Annotated in this window: 17 protein-coding genes, 1 tRNA gene and 1 pseudogene; 7 read left to right on the top strand and 12 right to left on the bottom strand. The window is 60.8% G+C overall.

All coding sequences use genetic code 11. The features are described from left to right. Positions 1-66: 66 nt before the first annotated feature. Positions 67-894, top strand: a complete 828-nt coding sequence (locus tag ABNU55_RS11140; RefSeq protein ID WP_290753960.1) for a hypothetical protein — start codon at positions 67-69, stop codon at positions 892-894. On the opposite strand, the gene ABNU55_RS11135 is transcribed toward ABNU55_RS11140, so the two are convergent. The 7 genes from ABNU55_RS11135 to ABNU55_RS11105 all read right to left on the bottom strand — a co-directional run bounded on the left by ABNU55_RS11135 (position 876) and on the right by ABNU55_RS11105 (position 5,715). Next, complete coding sequence (locus tag ABNU55_RS11135; RefSeq protein ID WP_290753957.1) at positions 876-1,463, bottom strand: nucleoside triphosphate pyrophosphatase; 588 nt, start codon at positions 1,461-1,463, stop codon at positions 876-878. The two genes, ABNU55_RS11140 and ABNU55_RS11135, sit on opposite strands and share 19 nt — an antisense overlap. Positions 1,464-1,465: 2 nt before the next feature. Beyond that, a complete protein-coding gene (infA, locus tag ABNU55_RS11130; protein WP_018147535.1) occupies positions 1,466-1,684 on the bottom strand; it encodes a translation initiation factor IF-1 in 219 nt (72 codons plus the stop codon). 232 nt (positions 1,685-1,916) lie between these two features. Beyond that, positions 1,917-2,405, bottom strand: coding sequence for a UPF0262 family protein (locus ABNU55_RS11125; protein ID WP_290753952.1), 489 nt, complete (start codon positions 2,403-2,405; stop codon positions 1,917-1,919). Then, complete coding sequence (hisD, locus tag ABNU55_RS11120) at positions 2,395-3,705, bottom strand: histidinol dehydrogenase (RefSeq protein WP_290753950.1); 1,311 nt, start codon at positions 3,703-3,705, stop codon at positions 2,395-2,397. Before hisD ends, ABNU55_RS11125 begins: the two co-directional genes overlap by 11 nt. Continuing rightward, complete coding sequence (locus ABNU55_RS11115; protein ID WP_290753946.1) at positions 3,705-4,163, bottom strand: DUF2948 family protein; 459 nt, start codon at positions 4,161-4,163, stop codon at positions 3,705-3,707. Before ABNU55_RS11115 ends, hisD begins: the two co-directional genes overlap by 1 nt. 17 nt (positions 4,164-4,180) lie before the next feature. Beyond that, entirely contained in the window at positions 4,181-5,464 is a 1,284-nt protein-coding gene (gene murA, locus ABNU55_RS11110) for a UDP-N-acetylglucosamine 1-carboxyvinyltransferase (RefSeq protein ID WP_290753944.1), read from the bottom strand. A 125-nt stretch (positions 5,465-5,589) separates the two neighbouring features. Further along, positions 5,590-5,715, bottom strand: a complete 126-nt coding sequence (locus tag ABNU55_RS11105) for a hypothetical protein (protein WP_290753941.1) — start codon at positions 5,713-5,715, stop codon at positions 5,590-5,592. A 76-nt stretch (positions 5,716-5,791) separates the two neighbouring features. Between ABNU55_RS11105 and ABNU55_RS11100 the strand changes: the two genes are divergently transcribed. From ABNU55_RS11100 to ABNU55_RS11085, 4 genes are all read left to right on the top strand, one after another. Next, a tRNA-Thr gene (locus ABNU55_RS11100) sits at positions 5,792-5,866 on the top strand. 348 nt (positions 5,867-6,214) lie between these two features. Then, positions 6,215-6,571, top strand: a complete 357-nt coding sequence (locus ABNU55_RS11095) for a hypothetical protein (protein ID WP_290753939.1) — start codon at positions 6,215-6,217, stop codon at positions 6,569-6,571. Positions 6,572-6,647: 76 nt separating this feature from the next. After that, entirely contained in the window at positions 6,648-6,857 is a 210-nt protein-coding gene (locus tag ABNU55_RS11090; RefSeq protein WP_290756633.1) for a hypothetical protein, read from the top strand. Continuing rightward, a complete protein-coding gene (locus ABNU55_RS11085) occupies positions 6,847-7,626 on the top strand; it encodes a Crp/Fnr family transcriptional regulator (protein ID WP_290754371.1) in 780 nt (259 codons plus the stop codon). The genes ABNU55_RS11090 and ABNU55_RS11085 overlap by 11 nt, the downstream gene beginning before the upstream one ends. 126 nt (positions 7,627-7,752) lie before the next feature. On the opposite strand, the gene ABNU55_RS11080 is transcribed toward ABNU55_RS11085, so the two are convergent. Continuing rightward, positions 7,753-9,780: a prolyl oligopeptidase family serine peptidase gene (locus ABNU55_RS11080; RefSeq protein WP_348764362.1), complete on the bottom strand. Its 2,028-nt coding sequence runs from the start codon at positions 9,778-9,780 to the stop codon at positions 7,753-7,755. Between the two features lie 276 nt (positions 9,781-10,056). Here ABNU55_RS11080 and ABNU55_RS11075 point away from each other — a divergent pair, with 276 nt between their 5' ends. Continuing rightward, entirely contained in the window at positions 10,057-12,996 is a 2,940-nt protein-coding gene (locus ABNU55_RS11075) for a TonB-dependent receptor (RefSeq protein WP_290754373.1), read from the top strand. 234 nt (positions 12,997-13,230) lie between these two features. Here ABNU55_RS11075 and ABNU55_RS11070 read toward each other — a convergent pair whose 3' ends face one another. From ABNU55_RS11070 to ABNU55_RS11055, 4 genes are all read right to left on the bottom strand, one after another. Next, positions 13,231-14,013: a DUF6624 domain-containing protein gene (locus ABNU55_RS11070; RefSeq protein WP_290754374.1), complete on the bottom strand. Its 783-nt coding sequence runs from the start codon at positions 14,011-14,013 to the stop codon at positions 13,231-13,233. 167 nt (positions 14,014-14,180) lie between these two features. Next, a complete protein-coding gene (locus ABNU55_RS11065) occupies positions 14,181-14,651 on the bottom strand; it encodes a hypothetical protein (RefSeq protein ID WP_290754375.1) in 471 nt (156 codons plus the stop codon). After that, positions 14,639-15,067, bottom strand: coding sequence for a D-Ala-D-Ala carboxypeptidase family metallohydrolase (locus ABNU55_RS11060; protein WP_290754376.1), 429 nt, complete (start codon positions 15,065-15,067; stop codon positions 14,639-14,641). Before ABNU55_RS11060 ends, ABNU55_RS11065 begins: the two co-directional genes overlap by 13 nt. A gap of 136 nt (positions 15,068-15,203) precedes the next feature. Continuing rightward, positions 15,204-16,187 (bottom strand): nitronate monooxygenase family protein, encoded by a 984-nt coding sequence (locus tag ABNU55_RS11055; protein ID WP_290754377.1) that lies wholly within the window; start codon positions 16,185-16,187, stop codon positions 15,204-15,206. Between the two features lie 167 nt (positions 16,188-16,354). Here ABNU55_RS11055 and ABNU55_RS11050 point away from each other — a divergent pair. Next, positions 16,355-17,698: pseudogene (locus ABNU55_RS11050) on the top strand (hypothetical protein); the annotation flags it as partial.

Raw genomic sequence — 17,698 nt, 5'->3', positions numbered from 1 at the left:
TTAAACCTGCCGGTAACCTGCCCTGCCTAGGCTGCAAGCACAGACCGGCCCACACAGGGACAGGGGATGAAACTCAATCGGCTCAGTCGCGGCATCCTGCTGGCAAGTGCAATCCTTGCCGGCAGCTATATGCCAGCCGACGCCGACACCATCCGCCTCGATCCGACATCCCTCGAAATCGGCATCGCCGCAGGTGAGCGCCAGCGCGATCTCCTCACCCTCACCAATGAAACCGCCGAAACGCTGGACCTCACCCTTGGTCTCGCAGACTGGGCCCTGTCCAGCGACGGGGAGCTGACGCTGATCGCGCCCGGCGATACCGAAACCTCTGCTGCCGGCTGGGTGCGTGTCTCGCCGGGATTTGTCACCCTCGCCCCCGGTGAGCAGCGTGACATCCTCATCGACATCATTGCCCCGTCAGATTTTGAGAAGACCGGCGCACGGCGCACCGCGCTTCTCGCTTCCAGCATTGCCCCGGACACCCGTGCCGGCCACAACAACACCCTGCGCAAGCTTGAGGTCGCAAGCCTTGTCTATCTGACCGGCCCCGGCGCCTACAGTCAGCCAGCCATCCGCGATGTCACGCTTTCAAAGGAGCGCGGGACCGCCAGGCGCATCGATCTCATGATCGAGAATACCGGCAGCGCCCATGCCCGTCTTCAGGGCAGCATAGAGATTGATGGGAAAGGCCGGGCGGTCACCATCCCGCTCGCCAGTCTTGTCGTATTGGGGAAGAGTTCGCGGACGTTCAGCATGCCGGTGCGCGAGGTCCTGCCCGCAGACGCGCGGGTCAGTGTAACCCTCATCGACATGGCCGCGCCGCAGTCACCGGAAGGCCGGTCTGCCCTGCCACGCTACACCGCGCCGCTCACCAATCAGGCATCTTTCCGGTAGCCGAGACCTTCCAGCATCGACACCGCCTCATAAAGCGGCAGTCCGACAATCGCCGTGTAGGAGCCATTGATCCGTCTGATGAAAGGTGCCGCCTGCCCCTGGATCGCATAGCCACCGGCCTTGCCCACCCCGTCGCCCTGCTGCGCATAGCGCTCGACCTCAGAGCCGGTGAGCCGCTTGAACACGACACGCGATGTCACGACCCGGACAGATATCCGCCCATCCGGCGCGCAGACTGCCAGACCTGACAGCACCTGATGCGCCCGCCCCGAAAGCAGGCCCAGGCACTCGGCCACCTCGCTGGCATCGCCCGCCTTGGGCAGCATGCGCCGGCCCAGCGCAACCACTGTGTCCCCCGCAAGGGTAAAACAGCCGGCCTCATGGACATGCAACGCCTTTTCGCGCGCAAGGCGTTCGGCCAGCGCGGCGGGCGTTTCGTCTTTTAGCGGGGTTTCGTCAATATCGGCGGGCTGGACACGGTCTGGCACAATCCCGGCCTGTGCCAGCAAGTCGAGCCGCCTCGGACTCGCGCTCGCCAATATCAGGGGCGCGCGCGTCGCTAGGGTCATGACTATTTGAAGCGATAGGTGATCCGGCCCTTGGTCAGATCATAGGGCGTCATTTCGACGAGCACCTTGTCGCCCGTCAGGATACGGATGCGGTTCTTGCGCATCTTGCCGGCTGTATAGCCGATGATTTCGTGATCATTCTCCAGCTTCACGCGGAAGGTCGCGTTCGGCAGCAGCTCCATGATCGTTCCGTTGAACTCGATCAGTTCTTCTTTTGACATTGGCACTCCTTGTTCAGCCACAAAAGGGAAAGACGGCCCTTCCGCGCGGCAGATATGGCGCGGTTCGTAACTTTCGTCACGTGGAAGAGCAAGCCGTAAAACACGGCGGCTGCGGCGCCCGCGCCTGCCGGAAGTAACGGCTCGAGGGGGGATTTGGTGCCAGACACCGCAAATTTCAATTGCGCACCGGCCATCAAGGTGCCGCCCGGCCTGTGCCTCCATCCGGCATTTCCTATGCCGACGGGCCGCGTGTCTGGCCTGCATGCAGGGCACAGATCAGCGTGAAAAGCCGGCGGGCAGTATCGAAATCCACCTCGATCTTGTTCTCCAGCCGCTCTGCCAGCAGCGTCGAGCCCTCATTGTGAATGCCCCGCCGCGCCATGTCGATCGCCTCGATCTGATGCGGGCTCTGGGTCTTGATCGCGGAATAGTAATTCTCGCAGATCATGAAATAGTCCCGGATAATTCCCCTGAAAGGCGAAACCGACAGGATGAACATGTGGACCTTGGTCTGATCCTCCAGCCGGATGTCGAACACCAGCTTGCGCTCAAGCATGGAGAGGTGGAGCACATAGGGCCCACTCTCATCGCCGATCACGCCGAAAGAGTTTTCCTCGATCAGGTCGAAAATGGCGACGCGGCGCTCATGCTCTGCGTCAGGACCGCTGGACGAGAGCGTTTCCTCATCGATTTCGACGGCGACCAGACGCTTATCCGCCATCTCCCCCACCGCTATTGGTGCGAATGGAAACCGACCGCGCATGCGCCGGCAGGCCCTCGGCCTCAGCCAGGCGAAGCACGGAGGGCGCAAGGCTCGCAAATCCTTCCGGCCCGGCGCGCTGGATACTCATCCGCTTCATGAAATCAGTCAGGCCCAGGCCGGAGCTGAAGCGCGCCGCCCGGCTGGTCGGCAGGACATGGTTCGACCCCGTCACATAGTCGCCCAGCGCCTCTGGCGTGTAATGACCAAGGAAGACCGCGCCGGCATGCCGGATCTGCGGCAACAGCATGTCCGGATCGCTGATAGCGAGCTCCAGATGCTCGGCCGCGATCTCGTTGGCAATGTCTGCGGCCTGGTCAAGATCCTTCGCCAGGATGATGGCCCCATGGTTTTCCCAGGCGCTGCGGGCGCGCGTCTCTGTGGACAGGCTTTTCAACTGCTTTTCCACAGCTTCTTCCACAGCCTTACCCACAGGCTTTTCCACAGTGATCAGAATCGACTGGGAGGATGTATCGTGCTCGCACTGGCTGAGAAGGTCGGCCGCGATCCAGTCGGGATTCGCGCTCTCATCGGCAACCACCAGAATCTCCGACGGGCCTGCAATCGTATCGATGCCAACCCGGCCGAACACCTGCCGCTTGGCCTCTGTGACATAGGCATTGCCGGGACCGACAATCTTGTCGACCGGCGCCAGATGCCCTGCCCCAAAGGTCAGCGCGGCAACGGCCTGCGCCCCGCCAACCGGGTAATACTCATCGACACCAGCCTTAAGCGCGGCATAGGCCACCGCACTGGAGAGCTGCCCGCCCGGCGCAGGCGCCGTCATCACGACCCGTTTCACCCCGGCGAGCTTGGCCGGCACGGCATTCATCAGGACCGAACTTGGATAGGAGGCGAGCCCGCCCGGCACATAGACGCCAACACTGTCGAGCGGCGTCCAGCGCCAGCCCAGTTCAATGCCCTCGGCATCCTTGAAGAAATTGTCGCTCGGGCGCTGGCGCTCATGATAGGCCTCGATGCGTGCCGCTGCGAAATCTATGGCCTCGCGCAATTCCGCCGGGCACCCGGCTGCAAGCGCATAGAGGTCCACATTGTCGGACTGCAGAGTCACCGGATCCAGAGTCAGCCGGTCGAATTTGGACGTATAGCGCGCAACGGCTTCGCCGCCCTTCTCGCGCACATCGGCGAGGACATCTGAAACCGTCTGCGCGACATTCTCCACTTCGCCGCGCGGCTCATCCAGAAACGCCTTCAGCGCGTCGGCAAAGTCGCCCCTGGTGCCGTCAATCCATCTGCCCATCAGCGTCTCCTGCGCTCATGCTCTGGCATGCGGCGCGTCGTCCATTCATAGTCACTGTCGAGAAGAGTGGCGTCCAGCACCTCAACTTCAAGCGCCAGCTCACCGTCGCCTGCGAAATGCAGGCGCACAATACCGCCCGGCGGCTCTGGATTTGGCTCGAACTCGATGTTCAGGATCGAATAGACAAGGTCCGGGTCGGCCCGCGAAACGCCGCGGGTCTTGACCGCCAGCACGCCGTCAAAGGCCAGCAGCGACCGGATGCGCGTCTTCGGCGCGCGTTTCGGCTCGCCCAGCGCCTCTTCCCAGCGAAAGCGGTTGATCTCCAGCGAGAAACGGCGCTGACGGCTCTCATAGCGGAAGTTCTCCGCCTTGATCACGGCGTCCTGAACCGCCGCCGAGATGACGGTGAGGTCATCGCTGTCTTCAGCGATCAGCCGTAGCGGTGTCTGCTCTGCCATACTCTGGTCCCCGGCCTCTAGCCTTCATCCTCATCGCTGACCCGGCGCACATCGGCGCCCACAGCTCTCAGCTTGTCTTCCAGCCGCTCAAATCCCCGGTCGAGATGGTAGATGCGGCTGACTTCCGTTTCACCTTGGGCAGCGAGGGCCGCAATGACAAGAGAGACAGAGGCACGCAGGTCCGTCGCCATAACAGGGGCGCCTTTGAGCTTCTCCACACCTGTCACGATGGCTTCAGATCCCCGCACGGCAATATTCGCCCCGAGACGTGAAAGCTCGGGCGCGTGCATGAAACGGTTCTCGAAGATGTTCTCGCGAATGATGGAGGTCCCGCGCGCCAGCGACATGAGTGCCATGAACTGCGCCTGAAGGTCCGTCGGAAAACCGGGATGCGGCGCGGTGTCCACATTGACGGCCGTCAGCGGTTTGCCGGTCGTCTCGATCTCGATGGTCCCCGCCTCCTTGTCGGCCTCGACCTTCACACCCGCATTGCGCAGCGCATGATTGATCGCGCTCAGCGCGGCGACCGGCGCATTGGTCAGCGTGACATGACCGCCAGCAGCCGCCACGGCCATGGCATAGGTGCCCGCCTCGATCCGGTCCGACATCACCTTGTGTTCGGTGCCGTGCAGCTCATCGACGCCCTGAATGGTGATGGTTGAGGAGCCTGCCCCCTCGATCTTCGCGCCCATCGCGTTGAGACAGTCGGCAAGATCGGCAATCTCCGGCTCGCGCGCGGCGTTTTCCAGAACCGTCTCGCCCTTGGCCAGCGTCGCAGCCAGCATGGCGTGTTCCGTCGCCCCGACAGAGACAAAGGGAAAGACAATCTGCGCGCCCTTCAGCCCGTGGATCGCCGCCGCCTTCACATAGCCCTGTTCGACCAGCAGGTCCGCCCCCATCGCCTCGAAGGCCTGCAGATGCAGATCCACTGGCCGTGCACCGATAGCGCACCCGCCCGGCAAGGAGACCGTCGCATGGCCATAGCGCGCCAGCATCGGGCCCAGCACGTTGAAGCTCGCCCGCATCTTTCGCACCTGCTCATAGGGCGCGATCGTCGAGGTGAGGTTTTCAGCGTTCAGCCGGCACACCGTCTCGCCCTTGGGCCAGTAGACCTCAACCCCCAGCGTCTGCAGGAGCTGCGAGAGGAACCGCGTATCGGCCAGATTCGGCATATTCGTCAGCGTCAGCGGTTCAGCCGTCAGCAGGCAGGCCGCCATCAGCTTGAGGGCTGAGTTTTTCGCCCCCGAAATCGGGATTTCGCCGGAAAGCGGCCGTCCGCCAGTGATTTTGAGTTTGTCCATGGGCTGGTCTTATAGTGCGCCGCGTGGCCGGGGAAAGGCGCGAATGCGGTCATTCGCCGGCAGGGCTGCAGACACCCTAAAATGACCTGCCTGCCAGGCGGGCAGTTACCCCTTATCAGGCGCGGTCAGTCCTTGTCCTTCGGCTTGTCCTCACGCGCCTTCCGGGCGGCCTGTTTGCGCCTTTTGAGATTGTCGCGCAGCGCCGCTTTCAGCCTTGCTTCGCGCTCGCTCTCTGTTTCCTTAGCTGCCATTTGTTCAGCTCCATGTCTGAAACGGTCTTTTCATCATTCGCGGCATAAGCTAAGGGCGTGCCTCACACGATCAAATGCCGCGGTAGCTCAGTGGTAGAGCGCGTCATTGGTAATGACGAGGTCGACAGTTCAATTCTGTCTCGCGGCACCATTCATTTTCCGGCTTGCTTTGCAAAATTTCGATCCAGTGGATCGAAAACAGGAAATGAATGCCCCGGCAGGGGCGGTGCCTGCCCCTTCTCACAGACGCGTCCAGAACGGTTGCCTTCTCGCATTGCGATTCTGCGGTCGCCTTCTAATCGCGAACATCTGCCAGACGATCGCCCCGCGTGGGTGACTATCAAACGCGCCCCGAGACGTTTTTGCGCAGTACACCGACAATCCTGTAACCTAGGTTAAGTAGAGCGTCTTTGCCGGGCCGGGGTGTCATTTTAAAACCCGGCAAATGAACACTCTCCAATCACTTCTGACTGCTTCCATCAAAAGCGCGCCGACGGGCATGCTGGCCGGACTTGATAGCTCTCAAGATGCAGAGAGGACCAACTCCCCCATCGCCTTGGCGCGGCGCCTGGTGGCAGCGACCTACCGCTTTTTCAAGCGGAGCGTTTCCGAGAGGAGACGGCGACTGATCAGCAAGGCGGAGACCTCGTTCCGGCTTGCTGAGCTTGAGGACAAGCTCTTTGTCGCGATCCGCAACACCCCGCGTGAAACCCTGCAGCGTCTCGCCAAACGGCGCTCAGCCGACGCGGACAGCGCCGCAAGTCATCTGGCGGCCCGCGTGAAAATAGTCGCGCAGAACTGGCTCGATGCACGGTCGTACCAGTCTGCTGCAAACTCTACATCAGCGTGTGGTTAACTTGTTTGACACTCTTAATGCGTGTTCATGCGGTCGATGTCTGCCTGAAATACTGTCCGGATCCGGAGCGCAAGCCATGACCAGCGGAGACCCAGCCGAGCTGGCCGACATGAGCGGGGAAACCTTCCCTGCCGCGCTCCAGCTGGAGCCAGGGCGGCCCGACAACCTCAAACGCAAGGAACAGGATAAGTCGCGTCCGGAAATTTCAGTCCTGGCGCTCAAGATGGGCCGCGAACGAATCTTGATCTGCGAGAAAGGCTCCCGGAGCGGGGATCATGGTAATTAAACCCCGGTCCGACTCCCCTGCGGGCCCCTTATCGGCAGCGCTATCAGCGCTGCTGGAGCTCTCTCCACAGGAAGAAGCGGCGATCAGAGACCTCAGATTGGAGCCGCGGGACATCGCACCGGGAGAAGTCGTAGCGGACCTGAATGAACCGCCTCCCATTCTCGCAATCAAGAAGGGATGGCTCGCCGCTGAACGGAGCGATAGCCACGGACGGCGCCGGATTGTCGAAGTCCACCTGCCTGGCGACCTTGCCGGCCTTGCCGACCTCGCTTTGTCGGCATTGCCGTACCGTATCTATGCCCTGTCACACGCGACGATCTACACCTGCGGTCGGGACCAGCTGGAAGGCCTGCTGAGCGCCGCTCCGAGACTTGGGTGTGCCTTTGCCTTTCTATCCAGCGAGCTGCAGCAGCTGCAGTATGAACGCGCCTGTGCCGCGCGGACGGGCAGCGCCCTCGCCAGGCTCGCCCTCTTCATCCGTCAGACGATGAACCGGTTGAGCAGAGACCCGCATCACAGCGATGACCAGTTTCACTGCCCGATGACTCAGGAAGAGATCGGGGCGTTCATCGGCATCAGCAACGTCCATGTCTCGCGCACGATCAAGGCTCTCGAGTCGGAGGGCTGCATCGAACGGCGCAAATCCTTTATCCAGATCCTCGACGGCGAGGAGCTGGACAGGCTTGCCGGTCTGACCTTTGCGCCCCCTGTGCGCGACCTTTCCTGGCTCCCCGGCGAGACGGCGCGGCGGCCGGCCGACTTGTCCTGAGGCACTTTCCGGCCGTTCGCTCGACGTCCCGGCCTTGCAGGACATGACTGACGTGCCTCTGACCCCAAAGCAAAAGGGCCGCACCCTTCCGGCGCGGCCCTCCCGATTGGTTCGCTGTGGTGAGCCTTAACCGCCGAAACAGTTATCGCTCTTCAGCCAGTCATCGATGGCCTTCAGCGACTGACGATGATGGTCGGGCCACCATGGCAGGCTGTGCGGCATATCCTTGATCTCCACGAACTTCGCATTCACGCGGCCCTTGACCGCATTATAGAAGCCGCGGCCTTCCTTGATCGGCACGCGCACATCACGGTCGCCATGATAGACGAGGATCGGGATGTTCGCCTTTTCGGTGTTCTTGCTCGGATCCATACCGGCCAGCGTTTCGCCCTGGACGATGCGCTGGATACGGTCCTCGCTCACCAGGCGGTTGAACAGCGAGAGGTTTGAAACGCCGGCACCGGCAATCGCGCACTGATAGGGGCTGTTCTCGCGAACCGTCGCGGCAAAGGCTGCGAAGCCGCCATAGGAATAGCCGAAGATGGCGAGCTTGTCGGGATCGGCAATGCCCTGGTCGACGAGGTATTGCGCCCCGTCATCCTTGTCGTCCTGCATCTTCTGGCCCCACTCCTTGTCGCCCGCAAACCACAGCTCACGGCCGAAGCCGGTCGAGCCGCGATACTGGGGCTGGAGCACGGCATAGCCACGCGAGGTCAGGAACGGCACCCAGCCGGAGACGTCCCAGCCGGCATAGTCGCGCGCCCAGGGACCGCCATGCGGCAGGATAATCGTCGGGATACGCCCATCGGTTTCCGCCTCATACCCCTCCGGCAGAGACAGAAGGCCCGGCACTTTGAGACCGTCGCGGGCCGAATAATAGATCAGTTCCGTCGTGCCGATATCGGATTCGTCGATCCAGGGCCGGCTGTCACCAATCGCCGCGACCTTGCTCTTGTCGACCAGCATGTAATAGGTCGGCGGCTGGTCAGAGGCCTCGGTCGAGAAGAGGATACGATTGCGCTCGTCGGCTGTGTCGATCAGATCGACCAGCTGGCCCGGAAAGGCCTGCTCGAGCCCTTCCTGAATGGAGCGCATTTCCGGATCGAGCCAGTAGGTCTCGACCGTGGCCGCCGCATAGCGGAAGCCGAGCGGCTCGTTCCAGTTCTCTTCATCGGTGCCCAGGATAACGCTCGTCGCGGAAAAATCCGGGTGAGCGAAGACCGGGTCGGAACTGAATTCGTCCGTCTGCGGATCATAGAAATAGACTGCCGCCTTGTCCGAGAATTTGTCGGTGATCATGTAATAGCGGCCAGACGCCTCGTCATAGCCAGCCACGTCCATCTGATAACGGTTGGAGGCGAGGTAATCGAGCGCCTCCTCGTGCTCCATCTGGCCTGTGCTCTGGTTCAGCATATAGGTCTCGACACGCCAGTCGCCATCGCCGGCCGCCTCAATGCCCTGACGCACCAGGATCCGGCCATCGCGCGGGTCGGTGAAGGCGATCTGCTGGCGGCCAGATCCATTGTAGATGAAGGTTTTCGCTCCCGTCCGCATGTTCACGCGGTAATACTCTGTCTCGCCGTTGCCGACATTGAAGTAGCGGACGATGACCTGGTCTTCCTCAAGCGGCAGCCTATTGGCGATACTGGTCGTATTCTGGAGATCGCGGCACTGTTCGAGCTGCTTGCTGGCCAGACGTTCGGTGCCAAGACCCGCAATCCCTTCATCCAGATCATTGAGATCCTTGGAGCCGACATAGAATTTGGCCACAAAAGTCTTCACAGCGCCTGCGCCGCCACCCTCGGTACAATAGGTCTGACCGGTCCATGCCTGGCGCCCCGCGACGAAGACATTGTCCCCCGGCAGCGCCTGGATCGCAAAGAACCGCATCTTGTCGTTCGGCGGCGTGATCCGCGAAGGCACAAGCGGTTTGGAGGTGTCGATCGTCTCCGGCAAATCCCAGCTTGCCAGCGAAAGGGTTTCATTGTCCTCGCCCGGCGTCGCGATGAGGCCGACCACATAGGTCCCGTCATTCGACATCGAGAGACTGGAGATGTTCGGTTCCTTGGCAAAGGCCTCTATCGGTACCGGGTCAGCCTGTGCGCTGAGGGCCAGGCCAAGGGCGCCCGCAGCTATAAGTGAGTGCCGCTTCATAGAAGCTTCCTTCCATATTGAATTCATGGTTTGGACACTTGCCCATGCAACGCTTTCGGTCAACTTCGGGGCGCAGGCGCACGATTATACCCCCTAGAGGTTAAGCCGGGCATTTCCGGGCCCCTAATGTCACCGAAATGTCACACGATCGTCCCATGCGCACAAGCCGGTGCAACTGAGGGTTTACGGCTCTGTAATGTGGCAGGCATGCATAGGTATCCCGGCATTCAGGGCGGGACTCAGGGAATAAATCATTCCGATCTTAAAGGGGTATCCATGTCGATAAAGAACGATCTGCGGTATCTTGCGCTTGGCTCCGTAGCCTACAGCGTTTTCGCCTTTACGGGCGTTGCCTACGCGCAGGAAACCGACACAGACGAGCCGGTCATCACGACCGAAACGCAGGACGAGAGTGACGAGCCGGAAGCCCGTCAGGAACGCGTTGTCGTCACCGGCTCGCTGCTGAGCCGCGACGAATTCAGCTCGAGCTCGCCGATTCAGGTGATCACGGCTGAGACCGCCACGCTTGAAGGCCTCGTCGACACCGCCGACATCATTCAGTCTTCCAGTGTCGCGTCCGGTTCCGTCCAGTTCAACAACCAGTTCAACGGCTTCGTCGTTGAAGGCGGTACGGGCATCAACTCGATCTCGCTTCGCGGTCTCGGTGCCCAGCGCTCGCTCGTTCTTCTCAACGGCAACCGCCCCGGTCCGGCTGGTACGCGCGGCCAGGTCGGCTCGTTTGACCTGAACGTGATCCCCGATTCCATGATCCAGCGCGTCGAGATCCTCAAGGACGGCGCTTCGTCGATCTACGGTTCTGACGCTGTTGCCGGTGTTGTGAACATCATCACCCGCACCTCGATCGACCGTCCGGAAATCAATGTCGCCGTCAACGCTCCCTATGGTGGCGGCGGCGCAAGCTATTCCGTCGATGGTGCCTATGGCTGGAACTTCGATGCAGGCAACATCCTTGTCGGCGCCGAATACCAGAAGGAGGAAGCCCTCCGCGTCGGTCAGCGCGACTACCTGAACTGCCAGGAAGACCTGGTCTATGATCCGGACACCGGCCAGCGGGTTGACCGCGAGAACCGCTCCATCACCGGCGGCCTCACCACGCGCAACTGCTCGAACATCTACATCAACACCTTCATCGACGCGCTCAGCGGCGACCGTTACATTCCGTCCCCGGACGGTGTGACCGTTGGTCCGGTGCCGGGCTATCGCCCCCGCCAGAACGAGCGCTACAACACCGGAACACCCGGCGTGGCGTTCTATGAAGACGTTCTGACCGATCCGCGTCAGCAGTCAACCATGGCTATCAACGAGACTGAGCGTGTCAGCCTCTACGGTCTTGGCAATATCAATGTTGGCTTCGCCGACTGGACGACCGAACTTCTGTACACCACCCGTGATACGACCGCAGAAGGCTGGCGTCAGTTCTTCCCGCTCATCGGCGGCGCGTCGGTGGCCGGATTCGGCCTCGATTACGCAGACAACCCGACCTATGATAACCCGCTGAACTCTGCCGTTCAGCCGGTCATCATCTTCCCCTCGAATACCGATGTGACCGTCGACTATTACTACGGTTCTACCTCGCTTGACGGCGATTTCGGTAATACCGGCTTCCTGTCGAACTGGAACTGGAGCGTCGGCGGGTCCTATTCGCGTTCGGAAGGCGATTACACCAACAATGTCATCCTTGCCGACCGCTCTGGCGATGTAGATTTCGATGCTGACGGCCCGTCTATCGACTATTTCGATCCCCGTATCCTCGCCGGCAACTTCACCGACGCCGAGTACGATTTCCTGACCACGCAGGACACCGGCAACACGGTCTATGAGCAATGGCTCGTGAGCGGTGTCGTGACCGGCGAGCTGTTTGAGCTTCCGGCCGGCGCTGTTGGGGTGGGTCTCGGTGTCGAATACCGTGACTTCAGCATTGATGACCAGCCAGGTCAGGAGTCGCTCGACGGAAATGTCTGGGGCGGCAGCTCCGCTCTCATAACCAAAGGCTCCGACAACGTGGCTGAGATCTATGGTGAGGTCGAAGTGCCGATCCTGGCAGGCCAGCGCTTCGCAGAAGAGCTGTCCCTGAACCTCTCTGGCCGTGCGTTCGATTATGAGTCCTACGGCTCGGATTCGGTCTACAAGGTTGGTCTCAACTGGCAGGTCATCCCGACGGTTCGCTTCCGCGGCACCTACGGCACCTCCTACCGCGCCCCGGCTCTCTATGAGCTGTTCCTCGGTAACCAGACGTCCTTCCTCAGCCAGACTGCGATCGACCCGTGCATCAACTATGGTGAAAGCTCGAACGAGAACATCATTGCCAATTGCGCGGCCGAAGGTATTGCGCCGGACTATACCGGTGCAGGCTCTTCCGCCACGATCGTCTCAGGTGGCGGCGCCGGTCGTCTGGAAGCCGAAACTTCCACGGCCCAGACCTTCGGTGTGATCTATACGCCAACCTTCGCGGACCTCAACGTCGCTCTCGACTACTTCGAGATCGAAGTGAACGATCAGGTTGCTCAGCTCGGCGCGGACGTTATCATCGGCGGTTGCTACGGCTCCCAGAACTACCCGAACGAGTTCTGTAACCTGTTCGAGCGTGCCCCGGGCGACGACCCGACCCGCGCTAACAACATCACGGACGTCACGGACAACTTCCTGAACGTGAACGAGCAGGTGAGCCGCGGTCTCGATGCCACGATCCGCTATACCCATGACTTCGACATGGGCACGCTGATCTATGAAGGCCAGGCCACCTGGACCTTTGAAGACCTTCAGCGTCTGTTCAGCGCGGACGCGGAATCTGGCTTTGAGGATGACGACTTCAACGGCAGCATTGGTGATCCGCAAGTGACCGCCAATATGCGTCTGTCCTGGGAAACCGGCGACTGGACGGTGAGCTGGTTCTCCGACTTTGTCGGCCGGATGTCCAACGCTTACCTGTCTTCGGATTCGGTACGTGGCTACTTCGGTTATCCGGGCGGCGCACGCTATATCGATGACACGGAAGCTGTCTGGTACCACGACATCTCTGCACGTTGGGAACAGGACACCTGGGCCCTGACCGTCGGCATGTCTAACGTCTTCGACGAAGAGCCGCCGATTGTCTCAACCGATGTTGCAAGCCGCCGCGGCAATGTGCCGGTTGCTGCATCACAGTATGACCTACTTGGTCGTAGTGGCTTTGTCCGGGTCCAGAAGACCTTCTAGGCTTTCGGATACATCCATCTAAATGAAGGCGGGCCGTTTTTATCGGCCCGCCTTTTTTCTTGCGCCTTTAGTCTGCGGCGTCGCGCTTGGGACCACGGTCCCCGAACCACCACAGCGTTGCCGTGGTTGCCGCGAAGGTCGCCGTTCCGCGCTATCTCGCCAGAACTTCCACTGGGTGTCGGTGCAAAACACAGGAAGCCCGCCACGACACTGGCCCAGGCCATATTTTTCTGATTATTGAACCGGATCTTTCTGACAGAAATTGCGCGCCACCGTGGCTGAGTACTCATCCAGACTGGGTAGCCCCGCTTCAGCCCGCAATTCATCGACTTTGTCTGGGTTTTCCAATTCGAAAGGCTGCCAGAGCCCACCACCAACACAATATCCCTGGGTGCCGTATATCTGGCGTCTGTCTTGTTCTATTCGAATTCTATCTTTCAAAAACGCTATGTTTGAATAGCTCGTATTTCCATGCCGCCAGCTCTCTTCCATCATCTCCAATATCGACGATTGCCAATCGAGATCGGGGTGATGTTGCACCATTAAGAATGCCGCACTTTCCGCATCGGGGCCGCACCTGGCCTTCGAGAACCATCCATGTTCCTGAACTTCCCCCGCCAACCATCTTTTATGATTATGATCAATCTCGTCTTTGACAGCGGCATATTCTTCCGGAGGCAGAGCGAAAACATCCACCTCTTCAAGTTCTTGCCCTCTATACTTCAGCAGCTCTTCGCTCATATAAGAGTCAATTGCAGCCCGCTTATACAATTCACCAAGATTGCATGCATCCTCAGGGCCGGCCTGGTCAGCTAGATATTCGAAATAGTCCGACGCCGAATTTATCTCGCCGTCAAACGTGTCTTCATAGCCGATTTTCTCCAGAGCTCTGGAATACGTTTGCTCGGCCCCCGTCTGCGCTGACGCCCAAGGCAGCCCAACGAAAACCACTACCAAGGAAACGCCGCTCAATCTCAACGGGTGGCCAAGTCTATTTTCCGATTTGGTATTAGCCATTTATCATCGTCCTTTGGGGCCATCCGATTTCGGTCTTGAGAGCGGCATTGCTCTGTTTTCACCAAGACCCGGCTTTTACGCAAACGGAAAATTATCTTTTGGTAGCATATTGCTACATCAATAGTTGAAGGCGGGCCGTTCATCGGCCCGCCTTTTTTCTTGCACCCTTAGCCTGCCGCCTCGCGCTTGGGACCACGGTCCCCGAACCACCACAGCGTTGCAGCGGTTGCCGCGAAGGTCGCTGTTTCGGTGATGGCGGCGCGCTCCGCCGCATCCGCGCCGAGCCAGATCATCGCGGAAATCACCCACAGCAGCAGGGTCAGCCCCGGCCGGGTAATCCCGCGCACCGCGTTCACCCAGGGGTAGCTCTCGCCAATCGCCGCCTCGGCCGCCATCGATGCTTCCAGACCTGCCCATCGCCCGCTCGTCTCCGCCAGCGCGAGTTCCGCCTCCGTCTCTTCGGCCCGTGCCTCACGCTGCAGCTCCAGCAGCCGCGTTTCATGGCCCCAGCGTTCTGTCTCATGCCGAAGGCGCTGGCGCGTCTCGAAATAGCCGGCCACGCGCCCCAGCGCGGTACCGATCAGGCCGAACAGCCCGCCGCCTGCCGCGCTTGCGGCCACTCCCGTTATTGGATCCATAGTTTCTCGCTTCCTGGATAATACCAGCGCGCTGGCCGCGCCCGCCTGTCGACATGGAGGAAGCTCCGCCCAAGGCCGAGCCCGGTGAACCCCGCCCCGATGGCCGCGTCCAGAAGGGTGTGCCGGTCATGACCGCTCAGCCTGATATCCGCCGCCACCTGCTTGTGCCGTGACAGGGGCGCCCCGCCGACCGCCGCATTCCAGCCCGCGCACCTGTGCCCGGAATTGATGACAAGCGGCCCGCCGGCCTCTGCCCGCATCGCTTCCAGCGCATCCAGAAAGGCCGCGTCATGCCAATATTCGCCGCCGCAGAAACGGCCCCCGCACCGGCAGGCAAGCTCACGCACAGAAAAGTGGGGCCAGCGCCAGCTATCTCGCAGACGCAATTGGCCAGACTGAAAAGACGGGTAAAGCATGGGCGAGGCTTCCTCCTTCGACAGGGGGAAGTATCGCCGCCAATACCACCCGGTCGGAAAGACCGGATGGCACAATCAGATTATCTATTCAAAAACCGCCACTTACCGGATGTTCTGTATCCGGACGACGCAGAGTCTATCCCGCCGGAGAAAAGGCCCGCCCGGTGGAGAGGGCGGCGATGGCGGCATTGTATTCCTGCTCCAACTTGTCGACGAATTTCGCCGTCGGCATCCGCTGCTCGATGGCGCCAATCCCCTGCCCGCAGCCCCAGATATCCTTCCAGGCCTTGGACTTCTGGTTGCCGCCAGAGCCGAAATTCATCTTGCTGGGATCGCTTTCGGGCAGATCATTGGGGTCGAGCCCCGCGCGCGCAATCGAGGGCGCCAGATAGTTGCCATGCACGCCGGTAAACAGGTTGGAATAGATGATGTCCTTCGACGCGCTGTCGACGATCATATCCTTGTAGCCCTCGGCCGCGCGGGCTTCGTCACAGGCGATGAAGGCAGAGCCGATATAGGCAAAGTCGGCGCCCATCGCCTGCGCCGCGGCAATCGAGCCGCCATGCGCGATGGAGCCGGACAGCGCCAGCGGCCCGTCAAAGAACTGGCGGATCTCCTGGATCAGCGCGAAAGGCGACAGCGTGCCGGCATGCCCGCCCGCGCCTGAACACACCGCGATCAGGCCATCGGCCCCCTTCTCCAGCGCCTTGTGCGCGAACACCGTATTGATGACGTCATGCATGACGATCCCGCCATAGGACTGGATCGCGTCATTCACCTCGGTACGCGCGCCCAGCGACGTAATCACAAACGGCACCTTGTACTTCACGCAAAGCTCAAGGTCCTCTTCGAGGCGGTTATTCGTCTTGTGGACGATCTGGTTGACGGCAAAGGGCGCCGCCGGCCGGTCCGGATTGGCCTTGTTATAGGCGTCGAGCTCGGATGTGATCTGGTCCAGCCACTCATCGAGCTGTGAGATCGGACGCGCATTCAGCGACGGAAAAGAGCCGACAACACCGGCCTTGCACTGGGCAATCACCAGTTCCGGCCCGGAAATGATGAAAAGCGGCGAGCCGATCACCGGCAGACGCAGATTGGACAGGATTGGTGGCACGGACATTGGCGCTTCCCTCTAGAACAGATTCCTCACTGCCGCAGACCTAAACACCCACACCGCGGCGGCAAGAGATGACGCAACGAAAATTGCTGCGGGGCTGCCACCCGCCGGATTCAGGCTGGAAGTCTGCTATCAACCTATCATAGGATTGATGGTGAGGAGGGGCGCTGATGAAGCTAAACGATATCACCGTCAATTATCTCGCCCAGTTCTGCTTCGGGGCGGCAGCGATAGCCTTCACTCCGGTATCGGGCGGCGTCACGGCAGGTGTTGGGGCAACGGCGCTCGTCGCGCTCTTCCATGCTGAGCGCAAGAAAAAGAAAGCTGCCGCCCAGCTCGACAGCGATAAGGCGCTCAGCCAGATCACCGCGAAGATTGCCGATACATGGCGCGACAACCTCCCGGCGGAGGGCCGGCACGAATATCTGAAACAGGTCCAGCTCGCAGAGGAAACGCTTCACACCGCCCTCCCCTACTGCACGATGGACTATGCCACCCTGGCCGGAACGACGACGGAGGGCGCCGGAAAGTTCCCTGACAAGGCGACCAACCTCGTCATGGCGCAGCTGGCAGACATCGCGCCTGAGGCCTTCGGCCAAGACGCCCCCGACCTCAGCAAGGCCTTCGCCCGCGACGTGATCCAGTCCGCCTTCATGGGCGCCATCGAAAACGAAGCCTATTTCAGCAAATTCGAACCCCAGCTCCTGCTCGCCATCGCGGAGAAGCTGGGTGACATTTATGACATGCAGGTCGCGCTGAAGGAGCTGGCGGAGCGCAATTACGAGACTTTGGCGAAGGTCGATGCGCGCACAAAAAAGATGGACGTCAAGCTCGACCAGCTGCTCGCTATCGTCGGCTCCCTGGCGCTCAAACGCGCCGAAGAAATTGGCCTGAACGCGAAACAGATCGAGACGATCACACTAAGTTTTCTTGATCAACAGATTCCCACCGAACTTTGGGGGGAGAAGCTGGTAGAGGGCGCAACACGCCTCATACAACTCGAAGAAGACCTCGCCCGGCTCACCAATGACGAGGTCGAAATCGCTGCGATCATCACCCTTGCCCGCGAGGCCATTGACAGAGGTGATATCGACGGCGCCGACCAGCATCTCGCCGAAGCCGTGCGGCGCGACGAGGAGGCGGGCGAGAAGCGCCTTCGCCGCGCTGCAAAGAATGAAGGCCGTCGCGGCGACCTCGCAATGACCGAAGGCCGCTACATCAAGGCCGCCGATCACTTCGCCCGCGCCGCCCGGCTCATTCGGCCTTTCGATGCAGAAGACCGGGCGCGGCTGAAACACCATGAAGCAAATGCCGCCTATGAGCGGGGTATTCTGGATCCCGAACGGAAGAGTCTCGACCGCTCGGTCTCCGCCTACCGCGAAGCCCTCAAGGAGTGGACCAGAGACCGCGTGCCTCTCAATTGGGCCACCACCCAGAACAATCTCGGCAATGCGCTCGCGACCCTCGGAGAGCGCGGCGATGAGCAAGCCCTCAAGGACGCCATCACCGCCTAT

Source organism: uncultured Henriciella sp. (assembly GCF_964005855.1).
In the GTDB taxonomy this organism is placed as follows: domain Bacteria; phylum Pseudomonadota; class Alphaproteobacteria; order Caulobacterales; family Hyphomonadaceae; genus Henriciella.
Note: the sequence above shows the minus strand (reverse complement) of the source record. Positions and strands in the feature narration are given on the sequence as shown.

Bases quoted from the DNA above. Each gene is read 5' to 3' on its own strand.
- ABNU55_RS11140 (WP_290753960.1), top strand. From the start codon at position 67: ATGAAACTCAATCGGCTCAGTCGCGGCATCCTGCTGGCAAGTGCAATC.
- ABNU55_RS11070 (WP_290754374.1), bottom strand. From the start codon at position 14,013: ATGGCTAATACCAAATCGGAAAATAGACTTGGCCACCCGTTGAGATTG.
- ABNU55_RS11095 (WP_290753939.1), top strand. From the start codon at position 6,215: ATGCTGGCCGGACTTGATAGCTCTCAAGATGCAGAGAGGACCAACTCC.
- ABNU55_RS11055 (WP_290754377.1), bottom strand. From the start codon at position 16,187: ATGTCCGTGCCACCAATCCTGTCCAATCTGCGTCTGCCGGTGATCGGC.
- ABNU55_RS11115 (WP_290753946.1), bottom strand. From the start codon at position 4,163: ATGGCAGAGCAGACACCGCTACGGCTGATCGCTGAAGACAGCGATGAC.
- hisD (WP_290753950.1), bottom strand. From the start codon at position 3,705: ATGGGCAGATGGATTGACGGCACCAGGGGCGACTTTGCCGACGCGCTG.
- ABNU55_RS11135 (WP_290753957.1), bottom strand. From the start codon at position 1,463: ATGACCCTAGCGACGCGCGCGCCCCTGATATTGGCGAGCGCGAGTCCG.
- ABNU55_RS11080 (WP_348764362.1), bottom strand. From the start codon at position 9,780: ATGAAGCGGCACTCACTTATAGCTGCGGGCGCCCTTGGCCTGGCCCTC.
- ABNU55_RS11085 (WP_290754371.1), top strand. From the start codon at position 6,847: ATGGTAATTAAACCCCGGTCCGACTCCCCTGCGGGCCCCTTATCGGCA.
- murA (WP_290753944.1), bottom strand. From the start codon at position 5,464: ATGGACAAACTCAAAATCACTGGCGGACGGCCGCTTTCCGGCGAAATC.
- ABNU55_RS11125 (WP_290753952.1), bottom strand. From the start codon at position 2,405: ATGGCGGATAAGCGTCTGGTCGCCGTCGAAATCGATGAGGAAACGCTC.
- ABNU55_RS11105 (WP_290753941.1), bottom strand. From the start codon at position 5,715: ATGGCAGCTAAGGAAACAGAGAGCGAGCGCGAAGCAAGGCTGAAAGCG.
- ABNU55_RS11065 (WP_290754375.1), bottom strand. From the start codon at position 14,651: ATGGATCCAATAACGGGAGTGGCCGCAAGCGCGGCAGGCGGCGGGCTG.
- ABNU55_RS11060 (WP_290754376.1), bottom strand. From the start codon at position 15,067: ATGCTTTACCCGTCTTTTCAGTCTGGCCAATTGCGTCTGCGAGATAGC.
- ABNU55_RS11090 (WP_290756633.1), top strand. From the start codon at position 6,648: ATGACCAGCGGAGACCCAGCCGAGCTGGCCGACATGAGCGGGGAAACC.
- ABNU55_RS11075 (WP_290754373.1), top strand. From the start codon at position 10,057: ATGTCGATAAAGAACGATCTGCGGTATCTTGCGCTTGGCTCCGTAGCC.
- infA (WP_018147535.1), bottom strand. From the start codon at position 1,684: ATGTCAAAAGAAGAACTGATCGAGTTCAACGGAACGATCATGGAGCTG.